Below are 19,677 nucleotides of genomic sequence, written 5' to 3'. Positions count from 1 at the left end.
CATACACCTCATCAACCTGTTTTATGATGAGGTAGAGGTCGCGGATGTAATCAGTACACTGGAGGAGACGCCAAGAGCCGTCTGAGATTCCAGTAGAAAGGTACACCCGCCGAAGTATGCGGAGCTGACTCTTTGTAAATACTCCGTATGCTGGGGCTGCTAACCGAAAGGAGCAGAACTGTCACGCGATGTCCTAACACAGACACGTGTGTTGAGCTATCTTGTTATAGAAGAAGGTATGGTGCGGAATGCATAGACAAGACCGCAGGCGTATTCCCTGCGGTCTTTTGATTTATATACTCCCCCTCCTTCTGGCTCTTGCCCTGACATGAAATACAATTTCATGAAGGAGTGTTTGAACGTGCAACACAAAGCAACATCTGACGCAACCTTGCGTAAAAGTCTCAAAGCCCGTCATATGACGATGATCGCCCTCGGCGGCTCTATCGGAACAGGGCTATTCCTCGCCAGTGGAGGCGCGGTCGCCGAAGCTGGACCCGGCGGTGCCCTGCTGGCTTATGCAGCAGTTGGCCTCATGGTCTACTTCTTAATGACCAGCCTCGGTGAGCTGGCTACGTTTATGCCTGAATCCGGCTCTTTTAATACCTATGCAGGTCGCTTCGTCGATCCGGCTTTTGGTTTTGCCATGGGCTGGAACTTCTGGTACAACTGGGCAGTGACAATTGCTGCCGAATTGGCAGCAGCGACCGTGCTAATCAAATACTGGTTCCCGGAAAGCCACTCTGCCTGGTGGAGTCTGTTATTTCTCGCCATAATCTTCTTGCTGAATGCGTTGACGGTCAAAGGCTACGGTGAATCCGAATACTGGTTTGCGATGATTAAAATTGTGACTGTAATTATCTTTTTGGCCGTAGGGGTGCTGATGATTTTCGGCATCATGGGTGGTCCTGCGGTTGGCTTTGCCAACTTCACGGTAGGAGATGCCCCGTTCCATGGTGGATTCTTCGCTGTATTGGGCGTATTTATGGCTGCGGGCTTTTCCTTTCAGGGAACCGAGCTGATTGGGGTAGCCGCTGGCGAAAGCGAAAATCCGCGTGACAATGTGCCACGTGCCATCCGTCAAATCTTCTGGCGTATCTTGTTCTTTTATATTCTCGCGATTCTCGTGATTGGTTTGATCATTCCATATACGAATCCGAATCTGCTGCGGGGAGATATCAGTGATATCGGAGTCAGTCCGTTCACGCTCGTATTTGAAAAAGCAGGGCTTGCCATTGCTGCCTCGGTCATGAACGCCGTTATTTTGACTTCCGTATTGTCAGCAGGCAACTCGGGTATGTATGCAGCGACTCGGGTACTGTACGCTTTGGCGCGGGAAGGCAAGGCTCCCCGTTTCCTTGGGCGTATCAATCGACGTGGCATTCCTATGAATGCACTTTTGATCACGACTGCTGTTGGTATGCTTGCTTTTCTCGCCTCCTTGTACGGAGACGGTGTAGTCTATAACTGGCTGCTCAATGCCTCTGGAATGTGCGGATTTATTACGTGGGTCGGTATTGCCGTCAGCCACTATCGTTTCCGCCGTGCCTTTACTGCACAGGGTCACAGTCTGAGTGAGCTTCCCTACAAAGCCCGCTGGTTCCCGTTCGGACCGTTGTTTGCCTTTGCTCTATGTATCATTGTCATTATCGGGCAAGGGACGGATGCCTTCACTGGACAGGAGATTGACTGGAAAACGATGATCGCTACGTATATGAGTGTGCCGCTGTTCCTTCTGCTGTGGCTTGGCTACAAATGGATCAAACGTACTAAAATCGTTCCGCTAAAAGAATGTGATTTGAGTTCAAATCCGTCTTCGGATAAATAATAGAACACAGTGCTAAAAAGCCCGTCTCCACATATCAGGGAATACACGCTGGTACACCTGGTCCCAAGACCATTATCCGCATGTTCCCCTGTATATGCCCGGAGACGGGCTTTTTCTTTTTCTGTTTATTTGGAAGAAGTAGCTACTTCAGCTGATAAAGACATAGATAAGGCACGACGACTAAAAATACCGTATATGACAGCAATCATCGTTAGCACTGCTGAAAACAAGTACAAATTAACGATACCCAGATGATCTGCAATCCAGCCCATTAAAAGCAGCGAAATACAAAACGTCAGGCTTGTCAGCGTAGCCTGGGCGGACAGCACCTTGGGCAAATCATGTACCGACACACTCATTTGCATCATCGTGCGGCGGGAGACGACCGACATTTCCGCAGGTAGTCCCATCAACAGCACGATAAGCAGCGTTAGTGGCGGTAATGTGTTCAGTGCATACCAAGCCGTCAGCAGCCCGTAGCCTGCCATCCCCACCAGCATAGCGGGCAGCAGTCTGCGCTGCAAATGCTTGACACAGGCAAGGACTATGATGCCACCACCAATCGCACCTGCAAAATACGCCGCATTAATGTATCCCCACCATGCCTCGCTCTTGTGCAAGACCTGCTGAGCGAAGGCAAGCGTGAACGCGCCTACCCAAACCGATCCCCCCAGCAGGTCAATCATATCCATAAAAATAAGAGCCTTCAGTCTGTGACTGGCTCCGATGAGACTCCAGCCTTCACGCAGTATTTCTTTTTTACGTTTAGGAGGCACCGCTGGGCTCTCTGATTCCGGACCATACAGCTTATCTTCCAACTGCGCTGGAGGCAAGTCATGTTGCCCTTGTCCCGGCTCGGTTACAACCTCAGAAGCCAAGGAATCCCCATTTTGTACCCTTGTTCCAGGCTGAAGCAAATAATGAGCTTTGCCCTCTAGGGGATCTCGAATCAAGCTGGTGAAGATCAGTGCTATCATATACAGACCGCCAGCCACCAGCAATGTTTTTTCCGAGCCCAGCATAGCTACGAGCACACCACTAAGCCCCCACCCTGCTAATTGCACCGTCTGATCACTGACCGATACCAGACTGTTTGCCCGCATGAGTCCTTCCCCAGAAGCAAGGCGGGGAATCAGTGCATTGCGAGCAGGTGTAGTCCAGCCGTCCAGAAAGGACATGGCTGCCACCAACGCGAACACAATCACCCATACGGGCTCTGTGCCCGCTGACCATAAGTGTCCCAGCAGAATAGCGAAGAAAGCCAGTTGTCCAAACTGGGAAACGAATAAAATAAAAGGAAGCTGGAATCGGGCCAAAATGAGCGGTGCCAAAAAGCCGCTGATCATCTGCGCCCCCATCCGCAGCAACGGAACGAGCACTGAAGAGAAGATCGAGTCTGTTTCATGAAAAACCAGCGACACAAGTGCCATAATGTAAAGAATGTCGGCCGCATTGGACATCGTCTGCGTGCCAAGCAAATAGGTAAAGGAACGCTTGTGCATATAAATTAGAATACTCCTTTGATAAGGTGGCTTTTTTACAGCCGAATAATTAAGTCCATTTCAGGGTTACCCGAAGATTGCCGGTACTTCCGAGATCCGTAATCTGATAGGAAATGGATTTCAAGTCGAGTTGATACAAGGACTGTAAATCCTCCTTAAGACTTCGTTCCGTCCCTTGATAGCCAAAAGTAAGTGACGTTTCTCCCTTAGTTATCATCTTCCGAACCTGTTCCTTAATGTCAGCTGATGATTTAACCAGTCCCTTGCCGTCTTGCAATGGATATTCCAGGTTATTGTACAGTTTTTGATACACGGCAGCCTTTGCTCCTCCGGCAGCTATCAATGCCGATAAGGTTTCGCGGTACGATGTGTTCGCCTGAGGATATTGTTTAACCCACGAATGATCCCGCCGCATTTCTGAATCCGTCAGCAGATAATATGAAGTGCTTACCTCGTTCGCGCGATCGGGGGTCGGGTCATCCCATGTCGTATCCATGTGATACCATCGGCCATCTAATAAAACAAGATTCCATGCATGCAACTGCCCTCCTGCTCTACCTTCCACAATCCGATTTGTAATCCCTGCTCGTTCGAGCATTTTATAAGCCAACAGCGAATAACCCTGGCAGACCGTGCTTCCCGTTTTCAGACCATCATAGGCTGTGTACTTTTGCTGTGCTTCATCATACTTCAGGCGAACGACGATCCAATCATGGATGGCCTTCACCTTTTCATGATCCGTCATTCCCTTCGTAATGATATCCCCCAGCACAGCTTGCACTGTGCTATCCACATATGCCGTCTGTTCCTTCGTTTCCCGGTAGCTTAAACGAATCGTAACCTGGGCGGAGGTGGTTGTGCCTGTATAGCTGAATGCGTAGCTTTTGATCGTATAATTCACATACGGATCGCTCTCCATCGCCTGTTGGATGGCTGTCTGTAACTGCTGCTTGAGACCGTTCACTCGCCCTTGATATGTAAAGGTCAGCGTTTCACTCCGCGTAGCCATTGCCTGTAAAAGCTTGTTTTGAAGCTGCTGCGATGATACGGAGGGAGCCGGCTTGACCGACGCCGCATACACATTGTTGCCCCACTCTACAGCCTGCGGCAGCAACACAGCCAGCGCTGCACCTGCAACCAGACATTTTACAAGCCTAACCCCGATTTTTCTGTTCATACAGAGCGTTCCTGCCCTTCTTAGCATAGTTGTAAACAGCTCTATCTTACCATAAAAACAGTTGCCCCAAACGCTCTAGTTTTGTCGGTTGCAAGCGGGTATGAGTGCATTTAAAGGCAGGTTGCGACACCTTAATCTGTTATATAACAGGGAGGGCTTTACATAAACATGTCGTTCGCAGAGAATTTTATCACAGCAATCTAGTACTCCTCATGATATGGTACTGGCATCGGAAGTAAATGATATTGATTCTCATTCTAGATCAGAAAGGCTGAGCACCATGGCAGAATGTATCTCACTCCTTCGTACACCATTAGGTCAGACTGTGCGTTTGCAATCTCTTGCCCCTCTTCACCCCTCATTGCGCCGCCGTTTAACAGACATGGGCATCAACGAAGGCTCCATTATACGCTTAAAAAAGATCAGTTTATTGGGCGGCCCGATCGTCATTGAATGCAACGGCCAGTTAGTCGGCCTCCGCCAAAATCAAGTGAAGCAACTGGAGGTCGTTCCGACATGGACATGATCGCTCTTTTCGGCAATCCCAATACAGGAAAAACCTCATTATTCAACAAGTTGACTCGTACGTATGCAGAAGTAGGAAACTGGTCCGGCGTCACTGTGGAAAAGAAAACAGGAATCCTGCGTGACAAGTCTGCCGTATTGGTGGATTTGCCGGGTGCCTACTCTTTACTCCCTCTGTCGCTGGATGAAGGGGTCGCAACCCGTTATTTGCTGGAAGAACCGCCTGCGGCGCTAATTAACATCGTGGATGCTTCCCAGCTCCAGCGCAATCTATATCTGACCGTACAATTATTGGAATACGGCCGTCCGCTTGTACTCGGCTTAAACATGACCGATGTAGCCGATGCCACCGGTCTTCGGGTGAACAAGGAACTGTTGGCTGATCAATTGAACGTTCCCATTATTCCGATGGTGGCACGTACAGGTAGTGGAAGTAAGCAAATGCTTGCTTCCCTTCGAGAGGTCAGACATACATCCAATGCTTTTCAAATAGATTACGGCCCTGCCGTCGAAGCTGCTATTGCGGATATTTGCAGCTTGCTGCCGAATACATCTGTGCCTCAGCTCCGCTGGGCTGCACTGCAATGTCTGGAAAACAATCCGGTCGTCATGGAATGGATGACGAATGAGACACAGCGTGAGCAAGTAACTGCACGCATCCAGCGTTGCGAGGAAGAGCTTCTCAGGGAGGAGCATGCCAGCACCCCTGCTCAACATATTCGTTCTGTAAGAACAGCATGGATTGCTGAGCTGTGCACCAAGGCAGTTGACACATCCAAACTCAGACCGCACAGCCTGACTGATAAGCTGGATGCACTGCTAACTCATCGGTACTTGGGGATTCCGATCTTTTTACTGTTAATGTACACTACCTTTAAGTTTACCTTCGATTGGGCGGGTACCATTCTTTCAGATATGCTGGATGAATTTTTTTCAGGGACACTCAGCAACTGGATTACTGAATTACTCGTTCACTTGAACGCGTCCGCTTTTACGCAAAGTCTAGTCGTGGACGGCATCGTGGCTGGGGTCGGGGGTGTGCTTGTTTTTCTGCCTCAAATTGCTATTTTATTTCTGATTATCTCGGTGATCGAAGACTCCGGCTACATGGCACGGGTCACAATACTCATGGATCGCTTGATGCAAGCCGTGGGCTTGAACGGAAAAAGCTTCATTCCCTTCATCATCGGATTTGGCTGTAATGTGCCGGCTATTATGGCAGCGCGCACCATAGAACAACCAAGAGAACGCCTCATTACAACGTTGCTGGTACCCTTTATGTCATGCTCGGCCCGCTTGCCAGTCTATGCGTTGTTTGCAGGTGTGTTTTTCCCGTCACATGCGGCGAGCATTATCATGCTGATGTATGTGTTAGGGATCACGGTATCGCTTATACTTGCCAAAATTTTTTCCAAAGTATCTATTTTATCAGGTGAGCCCTCCCTCTTTATCGTAGAGCTCCCTCCCTATCGGGTGCCGCAGGCTCTTACATTATTTCGCAGCACATGGGAGAAGGTCAAAGGCTTCGTCCGTAAAGCCGGAACGATTATTCTTGCAGGCTCTGTAGGCATCTGGCTCTTGTCCAATTTCGGTCCGCAGGGCTTTGGCGTAGAAATGGATGACAGCCTGCTCGCTACGATTGGAGGATGGTTTGCACCTCTATTGGCCCCTCTTGGTTTTGGCACCTGGCAAGCAGGCGCGTCTCTGCTTACAGGCTTTATGGCCAAAGAGGTTATCGTCTCAACGATGAATATCATTTATCATGTTCCCGATATGCAGGGATTGGAACTGCAAGTCAGTCATGCTTTTACATCGCTTGCCTCATTTAGCTTTATGGTGTTCATTCTGTTGTATGTGCCGTGTCTGGCTACGGTAGCGGTTATTCGCAAGGAGACACTCTCCTGGCGCTGGACCGCATTTTCTGTGATCTATCCTTTGACCGTGGCATATATCATCGCCGTCTTGATCTATCAGTGTGGCAGATTATTAGGTTGGGGTTAAGTCAGACCCTAGAGTATATAAAAGGAAGTGGATTCCATGGTCAATATCATTATTTTATTGGTGATCCTCGGTTACAGTGCGTGGGTGCTGGTAAGATTTTTGCGAAAAAGCCGCCAAGGCGCCTGTGCTGGCTGTTCATCGAGCAAGTCATGCCCAGGCTGTGCCGTGAGCTCGGTGAATGAAGGTCATGCAAAAATGAAGAAAAGTGTTTAATCCAAAACTTATCATCCATGAAATAAGCGGCTTCGGGGATTCCTACACCCGAAGCCGCTTCTCATTTACGTTCAAAGTTCACTGTATTACCGATAGACCGCCAATTGCTCACTTAGCTCCCGCGTGTGTAGATAAACTTCACGGTATAGCTCGTATAAGCCTTCATACTGTGCCACACGTTCCGGATTTGGCGTATATCTTGCTGCTTCACGCAGAAAAGCTTCAGCGCACGCCTGCAGCGATTCAAACCACCCGCTACCATATGCAGCCAGCATAGCCGCTCCCAAGGCAGGACCCTGCTCACTTTCCAGCTTGACGATATCCGCGTTAAAAATATCGGCCTGCATTTGCAGCCATGTCTCATTACGCGCACCGCCGCCGATGGAAATCACTTCATTCACCGTTTTGCCCGTGCCTCTGAGAATATCAATGGATTCCTTGAGCGAAAACGTAATTCCCTCCAGCACTGCTCGTGTAAAATGCGGAAGCTTATGCCCTGCATCCATCCCGATAAAGCTGCCTCGAATAGCTGCATCCGGATGAGGGGTACGTTCGCCTACAATATAAGGCGTGAACAGCAGCCCTCGGCTGCCTGGCTCGATCGAGTTCACATCTTCCAACAGCGCATCAAAAGAATGTTCCGGCGCAAAGGTATCCTTAAACCAGGTCAAGCTGTATCCAGCCGCGAGTGTAACCCCCATGATATAATAAGCATCCTGCTCACTATGATTAAAAAAATGTGCCCGTCCCTGAACGTCGATATCCTTGCGTTCCTCATAGGAAAGCACAACTCCTGAGGTGCCGATACTGCACAAGGTGCGGCCTTCGCTCAAAATGCCGGCACCAATCGCGCCACATGCGTTGTCTGCTCCACCTGCATAGACCTTGGTTTCAGACGAAAGCCCGCTCTGCTCCGCAATCTCCGGCAATAGTGTACCCGTCTGGTCAAAGGATTCCACCAGCGGCGGGAACAGTGACAACGGCAGATCAAACGTAGCTGCGATCTCTTCGCTCCACTGCTTATTCGCGATGTCCAACAGTAGTGTGCCCGCCGCATCCGAATACTCCATCGCCAACTCTCCTGTGAGACAATAGCGCACATAATCTTTGGGCAGCATAAAATGGGCCGCACGAGCCAGCACGTCTGGCTCATGCTCCTGCACCCACAGCAGCTTGGGTAGCGTGAAGCCTTCCAGCGCGCGGTTGCGCGCGATACTTAGCAGCGCTGGCCCGAGCTGTTCTTCAATACGGCGGCATTGTGCCGTTGTGCGCGTGTCATTCCATAGAATAGCTGGACGAAGCACTTGGCCTTCCTTGTCAGTCAGCACAAGCCCGTGCATCTGCCCCGAAAAGCTGATGCCGTCCACAGCATCTGTTCCGGCGATTCCGGCCTTCTCTACAAGCTCTTTCAACGATGCTAACGTCCCACGCACCCAGTCTTCAGGCTGCTGTTCGCTATACCCTGCTTTCGGCTGATGAAGAGGATATGACTGAGAGGTTTCATAAGCCACCTGCCCCTTACGGTTGACCAGCACCGTTTTGACCGCACTGGTACCCAAATCCACGCCGATGACATAGCGCTCCAGCTCCTGTTTTAACTTCTCCTGCATTGGAGTTCCTCCTTCCCTGTGATCGTACGGCCCTTATTCATATATATATTCCGGCATTAATCAGCCAAAATGTATTGATTCAATGTTGCTTTCAGATATTCCTGACGACCGGACACGTTTTTGCGTGGTGCTTCGTTCGCCAGAGCATATTCAGCCAGGGAAGCAAGCGTTGCTTTTCCGGATACAATGTCTGCTCCAATGCCTTCTTTAAAGCTGCTGTACCGCTTCTCAATAAAGTTCTCAAACACACGATCCTCGATCAGTTTGGCCGCTACCTTCAATCCTTTCGCATACGTATCCATACCTGCGATGTGCGCGAGGAACAAATCTTCTGGCTCAAACGATGCTCTGCGCACCTTGGCATCAAAGTTGATACCGCCACGGCCTAATCCTTCATTTTGCAGTACTTCATACATGGTTAGTGTGGCATCATACAGATCAACCGGGAATTCGTCCGTATCCCAGCCCAGCAGCAAATCACCTTGGTTGGCATCCAGGGAACCCAACATGCCGTTAACCCGTGCTACACGTACTTCATGATCAAAAGTATGACCCGCCAAAGTGGCATGGTTAGCTTCCAGATTAAGCTTGAAATGCTGATCCAGATCATATTTTTGCAGGAAGGCAATCGTCGTCGCCGCATCAAAATCATACTGATGCTTGGTTGGCTCCTTCGGTTTTGGCTCAATCAGGAATTGAGCGTCAAAGCCGATTTCACGCGCGTAGTCCACGGCCATATGGAACATCCGTCCCAAATTGTCCTGTTCCAACTTCAAATCTGTATTCAGCAGTGTTTCATAGCCTTCACGGCCTCCCCAGAATACGTAGTTATCTGCGTCCAGACGTTTGCCCACTTCCAGTCCTTTTTTAATTTGAGCAGCTGCGTGTGCGTATACATCTGCATTGCAAGTCGTCGCAGCTCCATGCAAATAACGTGGATGGCTAAACATGTTCGCCGTGTTCCACAGCAGCTTTTTCCCCGTAGCCTTCATGTGCTCCTCAATCAGATCCACGATGGTATCCAGATTGCTGTAAAATTCCTTCAGTGACGCGCCTTCAGGAGCAATATCCACATCGTGGAAGGCGAAATAAGGTAAATTCAGTTTATCCAGCAGCTCAAAGGCAGCTTCCACACGTGCCTTCGCCAAATCAAGTCCGGTAAACTTGGACCATGGGCGTTCCGCAGTCTCTACTCCAAAAGGATCAGAGCCGCCTGCAACCAGCGTATGCCAATAGGCCATACTAAAACGCAAATGCTCCTCCATCGTTTTTCCCGCTACTATTTCCTGAGGATTATAAAATTTGAACGCAAAAGGATTATCGGATTGCTTGCCCTCAAAGTTAATTTTGGATACTTGTTCGAAATAAGCCATTATAAGTTCCTCCTTTGTAGTAAACGTTTACAAAAACGATTCTAGCACAGCCAAGAAACTTTGTCTATTGCTTAAACTAAGTTTATTTTTATGATATAATAACGGGAATTACATCAACAGGAAGGGAAATAACCATGAATGTTACTGGCGATCAGGCGCTTGTCAAAAAGCTGAATAAATCCATTGTATTGGAGCGCATCCGCCTTCATGCCCCTCTATCCCGGGCACAGTTATCCAGTCAAACCGGATTAAACAAGGCCACCGTGTCCAACCTGGTTGCAGAGCTTATCACCGATGGATTGGTGTATGAGACAGGATTAGGAGAATCCAGCGGTGGGCGCAAACCTTTAATGCTGCTGTTCAACAGCCGTGCAGGCTTTGTACTTGGTATCGAGGTTAGTGTACAGTACATCAAGGGCGCTCTGACCGATCTGGCAGGTACCATTGAAACAGAGCTTACCCTTTCTCTAACCCAGCATGATCCTGACTTTGTCATCGAACAAATCCGTAAGCTCGTTCAGAAGCTCATGCAGGTCACCCCTCCCTCCCCTCACGGTATTGTCGGCATTGGGTTGGGGGTACCAGGGATGGTGGATGAAACCGGAAATGTTTTATTCGCACCCAATCTGGGCTGGGAAGAGGTTCCGCTGCGGCAGCAGCTGGAGACAGAGCTGGGTCTTCCCATAGTGGTGGATAATGAGGCCAACGTCGGTGCACAAGGCGAATTGTACTATGGTATGGACGCCGATCATCGGCAGCTGGTGCGGGATCTGGTCTACATCAGTGCAGGCTCCGGGATCGGGGCCGGAATTATCATTGATGGCAAGCCGTATCAAGGGGCTTGGGGATACGCGGGCGAGAGCGGGCATATGTCCATTGACTGGAATGGGCGCCTCTGCTCCTGCGGCAGCCGAGGCTGCTGGGAGCTGTATGCTTCGGAGAAGGCGTATGTAGCATCCACCTTGAAGCTGCCCGCACATAATACAGCGGGATTATTACCGTTTGCCCAGCAAGGTGATGTGAGTACATTAAGCGTCCTTGGTGAAATCGGGCGATATTTGGGTGTGGGTATTACCAACATTGTGAACAGCCTCAACCCTGGCATGCTTATCATTGGCGGTCCACTCGCGGAAGCCAGACCTTGGTTGGAGCAAAGTATGCGTAAAGTGATTGACGAACGTGCCCTGCCCTATCACCGCCGGCAACTACAGATTCGTTTCTCCACGCTTGGCAGCCGTTCGACGATGCTAGGTGCCGCCTATGCGGCAACAGCTCCTTTTCTCGGGCGTGTACGTGTATCTTTATAAAAAAAGCGTACAGGAACACTCAGGTTCCTGTACGCTTTTTTTGCTTAGGATTTTGCAAAATCCGTTATCTGCTGTTAGGTTGGATTAAGCGTTCAACACTTTTTCAAACTTGGTTTTGTTCATACCGGAAATACGTTCTTCTCCGATCAAAGTCAATGGAACAGCGCGAATGCCCATATCCCAAACCTCTTGCGCAAAAGCTTCATTGGTTTCAATGTTGCGTTCTTCGTATTCGACACCTTTTTCAGCCAGGTAGCTTTTTACTTGACGGCAATGCGGACAGTTTGTAGATGTGTAAACTATTGCTTTTTCCATGAATATCACCTCATCATTTATTTTGTTACATTATATTTATTCATACTTCCAAATATCATTACAGGGCAAGTGCGCTGTGCTCCAGACTTTCGATGTATTTCTCGCTGTCCATAGCAGCCATACAACCACTACCTGCTGCGGTAATCGCTTGTCTGTAGCGTGTATCCTGTACGTCGCCACAAGCGAATACGCCAGGCACGTTTGTTTCGGAGGTACCCGGATTGACGACGATATAACCGTTCGCATCCGTTGTAATTTGTCCTTCGAGGAAGCCTGTATTCGGATGATGACCAATTGCCACGAATACGCCGCTCACTGTAATGATTTCCTCTTCACCTGTTGCGTTGTTTAGCACTTTCAAGCCAGTTACTCCGTTTTCATCTGCAACTACTTCGATAGGAGTACGATTGAGCGCCCATTCAATTTTGCTGTTCGCACGAGCACGATCCTGCATAATTTTAGAAGCTCTCAATTCTTCACGACGATGTACCAACGTTACTTTGGAAGCAAAGCGAGTCAGGAAATTAGCTTCTTCCAGTGCAGAGTCCCCACCGCCGATAACAACGATTTCTTTGCCGCGGAAGAAGAACCCGTCACAGGTAGCGCAAGTGCTCACGCCGCGTCCGATATTATCTTGTTCACCGGGTATCCCCAGGTATTTGGCAGTCGCCCCTGTGGAAATAATCAGCGTATCGGTAACCAGTTCACCCAAACCTTCTACATCCAGCGTAAATGGACGAGCAGTTGTGTCTACCTTGTTCACCCAGCCTGTGCGGAATTCAGCGCCAAAACGCTCCGCTTGCTTACGCATATTATCCATCAAATCAGGTCCCATGATTCCTTCAGGAAAGCCTGGGAAATTCTCAACTTCTGTAGTCGTGGTTAATTGTCCACCTGGCTGTGGTCCCTCGATTACCAGCGGGTTCATATTAGCACGTGCCAGGTAAATAGCGGCGGTCAAACCGGCAGGGCCGGTACCTATAATAATGGACTTGTACATATCTTGGTTCCTCCTAAAATATCATAAGTATTATATAGCGAGTTTTCGGTACCGGGCGCTGGGCTGCTGCATATACTCTAAAAGTAGTGCCAGCAGAAGCTCATCCCAAAAAGTGGACACCCGGATGTTGTAAAAACGAATCACTTGTTTTCTAGCTTCTTATGACTTAGACTGATTCTAAATCCTAATTTCATTATGCGGAAAGAGCTGTAAACAGTCAAATGAAGTTTTCATGAAGCGAAGTTTAAAGATAAATGAGGTATGGAGGGATTATCCCGATTATGAATGACGTTTTCGTAGGTAGCTTAATTTCTGCCCTGTCCACCGGACTCGGCGCCGTACCTATATTGTTTATGCGTAATATCACGCATCGGCTTCGCGATGTTCTGCTGGCTTATGCCGCAGGAATTATGACCTCTGCATCCGTGTATAACCTTATTCCAGAAGCGATCCAGCATTCCAATTGGTTCGTGCTGACTGCGGGAATTTTGCTTGGTTGCCTCGTATTACTGGTGATGGAAATGTATATCCCCCATGCCGATTTGGAGGACCCGGATTCCAAAACTTTTCAATTGGAGTCCAAATCTTTTCTCATTATTGCAGCTATTACGTTGCACAACTTGCCGGAAGGGCTCTCTGTTGGGGTCAGCTACGCGAGTGAGACTCAGAATCTAGGCAATCTCATTGCCTTCTCTATCGGTCTGCAAAATGCCCCTGAAGGCTTTATTGTAGCGTTATTCCTTGTGAATCAAAACATCGGTCGTTTCAAGGCATTGGGCATTGCTACCCTAACGGGAGCTGTGGAAATCATCACCAGTCTGATCGGCTTTTATTTAAGCAGTTGGGTGAACGGACTGGTGCCGTATGGCCTTGCTTTTGCCGCCGGGGCTATGATGTTTATTGTCTATAAGGAACTGATTCCCGAAAGTCACGGGGACGGTAACCAGCGGATCGCCACATTCTCTTTTATTCTTGGCTTGATTACGATGATCGGGCTAACCGAATGGCTATAGCCGCGCAGCACAAAAAGGCTGCTTTTCTGCCTGTAATTCAGACAGAAAAGCAGCCTTTTTGCCATGTTCAAATGATGGGACCTCATTTTTTTTGGTTCATGGAACGCAGTGCTTCACGGTACTGTTCGTCCTTACTTTTGGAAGTCCCTTTCTTCCCATTGGATCTTGGGGAACCTCCATCCTTTTCTCCGTCCTTTCCAGCAAAACCACGCAAAGCTGCACGATAATCCTGATCCCCGTAAGCACCTTCTATGTTCTTGCGATCTTTTTCCACCTTCATATCCGTTTGGATATCAGGCAACTTCTGATGCTCCTTGGCACGATGTTCTTCAACTTCGGAATCCTTAGGCGGCATCTCTCCGTTATGTTCCGCTAATTCATGCGCCTTGGGTTCCACTTGCACAGGATAAGGACGTTTACTTCTTTGCCGGGATTCCTCTTGGCTGGGGCGATTCTTGGCCGAGGACTTGCGCGTCATCTTTGTGTTAAATACCAGCAAAAAGATCAAGGCAACCACAGCTACTGCGATAAAAGCAATGGTCATCGGCGGCCTCCTATTCTCTTTCAGCGCTACGGTACCGTCCCGCCATCTCAGCAACCCGTTTGCCCAAAGAGCGACCTAACGCAAGATCATCGCCCGTTGGAAGGTTGGGCGGTCCATCGGGGTCTGTCTCCACCGGACATGTTACCCCTACACCGTAATAGGAGCCGTAGAGCGCATTTTCCGTGATGCTAGCGGGCAGGCCTACAATAATCATGCCTTGATGAAGCATAGGAGTAATCAAATTCAAAAGCGTTGATTCCAATCCACCATGAACGGTAGCAGTTGTGCAAAATACTGCACCGATTTTGTCCACCAGCTTGCCCTGCGCCCACAAATATCCGAGCTTGTCAATCCAGCTCTTCAGACCGCTGCTGATGGTACCAAAATGACCCGGGCACCCCCATATGATCGCATCCGCGCTTACTAGCTCATTCACATCGGCCTCATTCACATGCTTTAGCGCCACTTCTGTGTGATTCAGGCGTGCTCCTTCTGCGATTGAGCGAGCGAGACGTTCGGTATGTCCATTTTCACTGTCATATACAATCATGATTCTGGTCGTCATTATGCGCATCATCCTTTATCAGCAAGATCATCCTTTTGCATACGCTCTTAACCTTTCCTAGAATCCATCTGAATATTATGAATCGTTTGACGCATACTTTGAACATCCAAAAACACTAAGGAGGCATGCACAATATGAATTCGCGCGCCATATTAGTTAATCTGCTCGTAATCATCATTATTCTCGCAGGAGGTGGAGCCGCCGCCTATTACTACAATCAATCCGCCAACTACATAAAAACCGACAATGCACAAGTAAGCGGACAAGCAGTTACTGTTGCCTCTCCAAGCGGAGGAAAGCTCACGGGCTGGAACGCTGAAGTTGGTAAAACGTATACCGCTGGCAGCTCGCTTGGTAGTGTAGAGGGAGGCGGAAGCCGGATCAGCGTTACGATCCCGACTGACGGTACCATCGTACAGCAAACCGCAGTCAACAACTCAATAGTCGGGGCGGGCACACCTTTAGCGAAAGCATTTGATCTGAACAATCTTTGGATTACTGCCAATATAGACGAAACGGCTGTGCAGGATCTTCAAGTAGGCCAGACCGTAGATGTGTATATTGATGCTTACCCAGATACATCCCTGACCGGTAAACTCGAAAAGATCGGTCTGGCAACCGCATCCACCTTTTCACTGCTGCCCACTTCCAATACCACTGCCAACTATACCAAGGTGACGCAGGTCGTGCCTGTCAACATTTCCATTCAAGGTTACAAGGGCCTAGGTATTATCCCGGGAATGAGTGCAACGATCAGAGTCCACAAGTAGGAGGCTGTCATGGATCAAAAAATGTCCGTCGGACGCATTCTGTCCGTGCTACTGCTAGGCGCCTTCATTTCGATTTTGAATCAAACGCTGCTTAACGTGGCTATTCCACACTTGATGAATGACTTCAATGTATCTGCCACAACCGTTCAATGGTTATCCACCGGATATATGCTGACAAACGGAATTTTGATTCCTATCACTGCTTTTCTGATTGAGTCATTCGGAACACGTGCACTGTTCATCTCCGCGATGGGGTTATTTACTGCCGGGTCTGTCGTCTGTGCTGCCAGTACCGGCTTTGCGCCTATGCTGGTTGGACGTGTTATCCAGGCCAGCGGAGCAGGCATCATCATGCCTGTGGTCATGAACGTGTTCCTGACTATGTTTCCTCCAGAAAAACGGGGCGCTGCCATGGGTACTATGGGAATCGCCATGATGTTTGCCCCGGCGATTGGACCGACTTTATCCGGCTACATTGTGGAGCATTACAGCTGGCGGCTACTATTTTTACTCGTTATTCCGCTGGCGGTCATTGATATTCTGTTTGCCATACGCTGGCTCAAAAATGTATCCAAGCTAACGAAACCGAACTTTGACCTGTTGGGAACCATCTTCTCCACCCTTGGGTTTGGCTTCCTGTTGTATGGCTTTAGTTCGGCTGGAGACAAAGGCTGGAGTAGCAATACGGTCATACTCTCGCTCGCTTTCGGGATCGTGTTTATTGTATTTTTCGTCGTACGCGAGCTAAATATGTTGCAGCCTATGCTGGAGTTCCGTGTATTTAAATACGATATTTTTACGGTATCTACGCTGGTTGGGGCTACCGTCAATATGACCATGTTCGGCGGGATGCTGCTACTGCCGATCTATTTGCAAAATATACGCGGCTTTACACCGCTGCAATCCGGTCTGCTGCTGTTGCCGGGTGCACTGCTGATGGGTGTGATGTCACCGATATCAGGGGCAGTATTTGACCGTATAGGCGCAAGGCCATTGGCGATCATTGGACTGATCATTACAGCAGTCACAACCTGGGAATTCAGTTTGCTGACCGATGCCACCACCTACGGACATATTATGATCATCTATACGATTCGCAGCTTCGGAATGTCATTGCTGATGATGTCCGTCCAGACGGAAGGGCTAAACCAGCTACCTGCCCATCTCGGCAGTCATGGTACTGCCATGTCCAATACAGTACGGCAAATCGCTGGATCTATCGGTACCGCTTGGCTTATTACAGTAATGAGTAGCCGGACTACAGTTCATATGGCAGATTATGCGAATGTCGCTACCACAGCGAATGCTTCTGTAACGGAAGGCGTATCGCAACTGGGACAAACCCTTGCACAATCGGCGGGTATTTCTGCGGAAAGCGGCTCTGCACTCGCGCTACAACAGGTATACCGAAGCGCTGTTACAGAATCGACGATCCATGGCATTAATGATGCCTTCATCATTGCAACCGGGATTGCGCTGGCGGGATTATTGTTTTCCCTGTTCTTGCGGCGATCTACACCGCGTCATAGATAGGTGTACAGCAGTCGCAAATTAAAGATATGAGATGAACCTGCTTTGCATACAAAATAGACTGATACTGCCAAAGAAGGAGCATTCATCCCCCCTTGGATGTAAGAGGGTTGAATGCTCCTTCTTGTTTGTAATCTTGTGATTTGTGAATTGGATTATTTTCTTATGAGCGCAATAAACGCAGGCCGTTCAAAATGACTAGGAGTGTGCTGCCTTCATGTCCAATGACCCCAAAAGGCAGGGCTATATCTTGCACAAAGTTACTGATCACCAGCAGCACAATGACACTTACCGCGAAGATCATATTTTGTTTGACCACTCGCTGCGCCTTGCGCGCCAGTGCTATCGTCGGAGCAATCTCCTCGATTCCGTCGTTCATTAGCACCACATCTGCAACCTCCAGTGCTGCTCCGCTGCCATGCATCCCCATGCCCAGCCCTACAGTAGCTGCAGTCAAAGCCGGAGCATCATTCACACCGTCGCCGACCATAACGACATGCCCGTATTGCTCTCGCAGCATACGAATATGACTGACTTTGTCCTCCGGCATTAAGCCAGCATATACGGCGTCGACTCCAGCCTGCGCCGCGATCACGGCAGCCGTTTCCGGTCGGTCTCCGGTCAGCATGACGACCCGGATACCCTGTGCTTGCAGACGTTTCACGGACTCGCGCGCCTGTGGACGCAACTCGTCACGCAGCGCCAGCATCCCGGCAATCCGATCATCCGCAAGAATGATGGATACGGTTTTGCCCTCGGCTTCCAGTCGGGCCCGACTCTCCACCCACTCTGGTCCAGCCAGAAGGCCAGGTTCATCCAGCACATTCGTGCGACCGATTCTCCATTTCACCCCACCTATGATGCCTTCCATTCCCCATCCGGTAAGGGCCTGCACTTGCTCGGCTGTGAGAAGCTCTCTCTGTTCCAATTCAGCTTCGGCTTTGGCTACAATCGCTCGTGCCAGCGGATGTAAGGAATAGCTTTCGATTGTTGCGACAATATGCAATAGCTCATCAGCATCGTAATCTGGGGCGATAATCCAATCCGTGACCACAGGTGACCCCTTCGTTAACGTGCCCGTTTTGTCAAAAGCAACGACAGATGTCAGTGCCATATTCTCCACATGTGCGCCACCTTTGAACAAGATGCCCCGCCGAGCACGGTTGGAAATAGCGGATAGCATTACCGGCATAATGGATGAAGCCAGCGCACAAGGTGAGGCCACGACAAGGAACACCATCGCCTTGTAAAACGCCGCTGCCCAGGTCCAGCCCAATACAATGGGCGCACCTACAATGACGATCAACGTGACGGCAACAACAATTCGGGCGTATACCGATTCGAATGTTTTAATAAATCGCTGGGAATCGGGAACTTCGGTCCGTGCCTCTTCTACCATACGAATAATTTTTGAAAATAAAGTATCTTCCGAGGACTGGCTGACCTCCACATACAGCACGCCTTCTCCATTGATGGTGCCTGCATATACTTCGTCACCTGCCATCTTGTTTACCGGAACAGATTCCCCGGTAATGGATGCCTGATTCACTGCCGACACACCTTTGGAGACTCGACCGTCCGCCGGAATTAGTTCGCCCGGCTTAACCAGCAGCAGGTCGCCTGGCAACAGCTGCTCAATGCCAACCGTTTCTGTTCCCTCGTGAGACAAGCGCAAAGCTGTTTCCGGCTTCAACGCCATGAGCTCGGAAATATCCTTACTACTACGCTCCGTGGTATAGCTCTCCAGCGCACCGCTGAGTGCAAAAATAAAAATCAGCATGGCTCCTTCATTCCAGTAGCCAATGGCCGCAGCTCCTAAAGACGCAGCGATCATGAGTAAATTAACATCCAAATCATGTTCTCGGATCAGGGTTTCAATCCCTTCTCTGGCTTTGGACCAGCCTCCAAGGGCATAAGACACCACATAGAGAATGACGGATAGCCATTGCCACCAATGTGAAACCCCCCATGCCATCAGCATTAGTATTCCACTGCCTAGAGCAGCCTGCATCTCCTTATTTTTCAGCATGCTTTTGAGCTGAAATTGCGGCTTGCGATTTGGACCGGGGCGTCCGCTGCCACTGTTTTTTGAAAGTGCTCGGTTAGAGGGAGACAATGTATCTTGTAGTCGTTGAACTGCTTGCATCATGTCACGTTCCTTTCCATTTTTTGTTCCTTGTACTTGCATTTCATTGAGAATGATATCCATTGTTAAGTGCCCTAAAATAGCACATGCTGCTTCGGGAAGCCCGAAGCAGCATGTTTGGCAGTGAGAATGATAATCATTTTTGCATCTATACAATTATTTTGTCTTAGAGAAACTTTTGTTTTATTATATACCCTTTCTTTTCCGCTTGTAAACTGCTAATAGCCTAAATAAAAAAGATACCCGCGTAAACAACGC

General features: G+C 49.2%; 17 protein-coding genes and 1 riboswitch. Of the genes, 8 read left to right on the top strand and 9 right to left on the bottom strand.

Going from position 1 to position 19,677, the window contains the following annotated elements; all coding sequences use genetic code 11:
- Window positions 1-24: 24 nt before the first annotated feature.
- A riboswitch (Lysine riboswitch) is annotated at window positions 25-227 on the top strand.
- 134 nt (window positions 228-361) lie between these two features.
- Window positions 362-1,828, top strand: coding sequence for an amino acid permease (locus BN1546_RS15525; protein ID WP_013373076.1), 1,467 nt, complete (start codon window positions 362-364; stop codon window positions 1,826-1,828).
- A 125-nt stretch (window positions 1,829-1,953) separates the two neighbouring features.
- On the opposite strand, the gene BN1546_RS15520 is transcribed toward BN1546_RS15525, so the two are convergent.
- Together BN1546_RS15520 and BN1546_RS15515 are read right to left on the bottom strand one after the other, a co-directional pair.
- Window positions 1,954-3,330, bottom strand: coding sequence for an MFS transporter (locus tag BN1546_RS15520; RefSeq protein ID WP_040102871.1), 1,377 nt, complete (start codon window positions 3,328-3,330; stop codon window positions 1,954-1,956).
- A gap of 49 nt (window positions 3,331-3,379) precedes the next feature.
- Complete coding sequence (locus BN1546_RS15515) at window positions 3,380-4,507, bottom strand: transglutaminase domain-containing protein (protein ID WP_090738218.1); 1,128 nt, start codon at window positions 4,505-4,507, stop codon at window positions 3,380-3,382.
- Window positions 4,508-4,724: 217 nt separating this feature from the next.
- On the opposite strand from BN1546_RS15515, the gene BN1546_RS15510 reads away from it, so the two are divergent.
- The 3 genes from BN1546_RS15510 to BN1546_RS15500 are packed head-to-tail and all read left to right on the top strand — an operon-like array spanning window position 4,725 to window position 7,246.
- Window positions 4,725-5,033: a FeoA family protein gene (locus BN1546_RS15510; RefSeq protein ID WP_238791542.1), complete on the top strand. Its 309-nt coding sequence runs from the start codon at window positions 4,725-4,727 to the stop codon at window positions 5,031-5,033.
- Window positions 5,024-7,033, top strand: a complete 2,010-nt coding sequence (gene feoB / locus BN1546_RS15505; RefSeq protein WP_090738216.1) for a ferrous iron transport protein B — start codon at window positions 5,024-5,026, stop codon at window positions 7,031-7,033. The genes BN1546_RS15510 and feoB overlap by 10 nt, the downstream gene beginning before the upstream one ends.
- A 36-nt stretch (window positions 7,034-7,069) precedes the next feature.
- Window positions 7,070-7,246: a FeoB-associated Cys-rich membrane protein gene (locus tag BN1546_RS15500; RefSeq protein WP_090738214.1), complete on the top strand. Its 177-nt coding sequence runs from the start codon at window positions 7,070-7,072 to the stop codon at window positions 7,244-7,246.
- Window positions 7,247-7,332: 86 nt separating this feature from the next.
- Here the strand turns inward: BN1546_RS15500 and xylB are convergent, their stop codons facing one another.
- Both xylB and xylA read right to left on the bottom strand, forming a co-directional pair.
- Window positions 7,333-8,856, bottom strand: coding sequence for a xylulokinase (gene xylB, locus BN1546_RS15495; protein ID WP_090738212.1), 1,524 nt, complete (start codon window positions 8,854-8,856; stop codon window positions 7,333-7,335).
- A 56-nt stretch (window positions 8,857-8,912) separates the two neighbouring features.
- Window positions 8,913-10,229 carry a xylose isomerase gene (gene xylA / locus BN1546_RS15490; protein ID WP_090738210.1) on the bottom strand — a complete coding sequence of 439 codons (1,317 nt, stop codon included), beginning with the start codon at window positions 10,227-10,229 and terminating at the stop codon, window positions 8,913-8,915.
- Between the two features lie 134 nt (window positions 10,230-10,363).
- Between xylA and BN1546_RS15485 the strand changes: the two genes are divergently transcribed.
- Window positions 10,364-11,536, top strand: coding sequence for an ROK family transcriptional regulator (locus BN1546_RS15485; protein WP_025674804.1), 1,173 nt, complete (start codon window positions 10,364-10,366; stop codon window positions 11,534-11,536).
- An 84-nt stretch (window positions 11,537-11,620) separates the two neighbouring features.
- Here BN1546_RS15485 and BN1546_RS15480 read toward each other — a convergent pair whose 3' ends face one another.
- Together BN1546_RS15480 and trxB are read right to left on the bottom strand one after the other, a co-directional pair.
- The gene (locus tag BN1546_RS15480) at window positions 11,621-11,851 is read right to left on the bottom strand and encodes a glutaredoxin family protein (protein ID WP_013373091.1); all 231 of its coding nucleotides are present in this window, start codon (window positions 11,849-11,851) and stop codon (window positions 11,621-11,623) included.
- 58 nt (window positions 11,852-11,909) lie between these two features.
- Window positions 11,910-12,851 carry a thioredoxin-disulfide reductase gene (gene trxB, locus BN1546_RS15475; protein WP_025674803.1) on the bottom strand — a complete coding sequence of 314 codons (942 nt, stop codon included), beginning with the start codon at window positions 12,849-12,851 and terminating at the stop codon, window positions 11,910-11,912.
- A 281-nt stretch (window positions 12,852-13,132) separates the two neighbouring features.
- On the opposite strand from trxB, the gene BN1546_RS15470 reads away from it, so the two are divergent.
- On the top strand, window positions 13,133-13,864 hold the full coding sequence (locus BN1546_RS15470; protein ID WP_013373094.1) for a ZIP family metal transporter: 732 nt from the start codon (window positions 13,133-13,135) through the stop codon (window positions 13,862-13,864).
- Window positions 13,865-13,946: 82 nt separating this feature from the next.
- Here BN1546_RS15470 and BN1546_RS15465 read toward each other — a convergent pair whose 3' ends face one another.
- Window positions 13,947-14,408, bottom strand: coding sequence for a hypothetical protein (locus BN1546_RS15465; protein ID WP_090738208.1), 462 nt, complete (start codon window positions 14,406-14,408; stop codon window positions 13,947-13,949).
- A 10-nt stretch (window positions 14,409-14,418) separates the two neighbouring features.
- Complete coding sequence (locus BN1546_RS15460; RefSeq protein ID WP_013373096.1) at window positions 14,419-14,973, bottom strand: NAD(P)H-dependent oxidoreductase; 555 nt, start codon at window positions 14,971-14,973, stop codon at window positions 14,419-14,421.
- Window positions 14,974-15,107: 134 nt separating this feature from the next.
- Between BN1546_RS15460 and BN1546_RS15455 the strand changes: the two genes are divergently transcribed.
- On the top strand, window positions 15,108-15,743 hold the full coding sequence (locus BN1546_RS15455; RefSeq protein ID WP_058711483.1) for an HlyD family secretion protein: 636 nt from the start codon (window positions 15,108-15,110) through the stop codon (window positions 15,741-15,743).
- 9 nt (window positions 15,744-15,752) lie between these two features.
- Complete coding sequence (locus BN1546_RS15450) at window positions 15,753-17,276, top strand: DHA2 family efflux MFS transporter permease subunit (protein ID WP_090738206.1); 1,524 nt, start codon at window positions 15,753-15,755, stop codon at window positions 17,274-17,276.
- 160 nt (window positions 17,277-17,436) lie between these two features.
- Here BN1546_RS15450 and BN1546_RS15445 read toward each other — a convergent pair whose 3' ends face one another.
- On the bottom strand, window positions 17,437-19,419 hold the full coding sequence (locus tag BN1546_RS15445) for a heavy metal translocating P-type ATPase (protein WP_304364169.1): 1,983 nt from the start codon (window positions 19,417-19,419) through the stop codon (window positions 17,437-17,439).
- Between the last annotated feature and the right edge of the window lie 258 nt (window positions 19,420-19,677).

It is taken from the genome of Paenibacillus sp. Mc5Re-14, from assembly GCF_001049835.1.
Lineage (GTDB): Bacteria > Bacillota > Bacilli > Paenibacillales > Paenibacillaceae > Paenibacillus > Paenibacillus polymyxa_C.
This window is presented reverse-complemented; position numbering and strand designations above follow the sequence as displayed.

Bases quoted from the DNA above. Each gene is read 5' to 3' on its own strand.
- BN1546_RS15520 (WP_040102871.1), bottom strand. From the start codon at position 3,330: ATGCACAAGCGTTCCTTTACCTATTTGCTTGGCACGCAGACGATGTCC.
- BN1546_RS15515 (WP_090738218.1), bottom strand. From the start codon at position 4,507: ATGAACAGAAAAATCGGGGTTAGGCTTGTAAAATGTCTGGTTGCAGGT.
- BN1546_RS15510 (WP_238791542.1), top strand. From the start codon at position 4,725: ATGGTACTGGCATCGGAAGTAAATGATATTGATTCTCATTCTAGATCA.
- feoB (WP_090738216.1), top strand. From the start codon at position 5,024: ATGGACATGATCGCTCTTTTCGGCAATCCCAATACAGGAAAAACCTCA.
- BN1546_RS15500 (WP_090738214.1), top strand. From the start codon at position 7,070: ATGGTCAATATCATTATTTTATTGGTGATCCTCGGTTACAGTGCGTGG.
- xylB (WP_090738212.1), bottom strand. From the start codon at position 8,856: ATGCAGGAGAAGTTAAAACAGGAGCTGGAGCGCTATGTCATCGGCGTG.
- xylA (WP_090738210.1), bottom strand. From the start codon at position 10,229: ATGGCTTATTTCGAACAAGTATCCAAAATTAACTTTGAGGGCAAGCAA.
- BN1546_RS15485 (WP_025674804.1), top strand. From the start codon at position 10,364: ATGAATGTTACTGGCGATCAGGCGCTTGTCAAAAAGCTGAATAAATCC.
- BN1546_RS15480 (WP_013373091.1), bottom strand. From the start codon at position 11,851: ATGGAAAAAGCAATAGTTTACACATCTACAAACTGTCCGCATTGCCGT.
- trxB (WP_025674803.1), bottom strand. From the start codon at position 12,851: ATGTACAAGTCCATTATTATAGGTACCGGCCCTGCCGGTTTGACCGCC.
- BN1546_RS15470 (WP_013373094.1), top strand. From the start codon at position 13,133: ATGAATGACGTTTTCGTAGGTAGCTTAATTTCTGCCCTGTCCACCGGA.
- BN1546_RS15465 (WP_090738208.1), bottom strand. From the start codon at position 14,408: ATGACCATTGCTTTTATCGCAGTAGCTGTGGTTGCCTTGATCTTTTTG.
- BN1546_RS15460 (WP_013373096.1), bottom strand. From the start codon at position 14,973: ATGACGACCAGAATCATGATTGTATATGACAGTGAAAATGGACATACC.
- BN1546_RS15455 (WP_058711483.1), top strand. From the start codon at position 15,108: ATGAATTCGCGCGCCATATTAGTTAATCTGCTCGTAATCATCATTATT.
- BN1546_RS15450 (WP_090738206.1), top strand. From the start codon at position 15,753: ATGGATCAAAAAATGTCCGTCGGACGCATTCTGTCCGTGCTACTGCTA.
- BN1546_RS15445 (WP_304364169.1), bottom strand. From the start codon at position 19,419: ATGCAAGCAGTTCAACGACTACAAGATACATTGTCTCCCTCTAACCGA.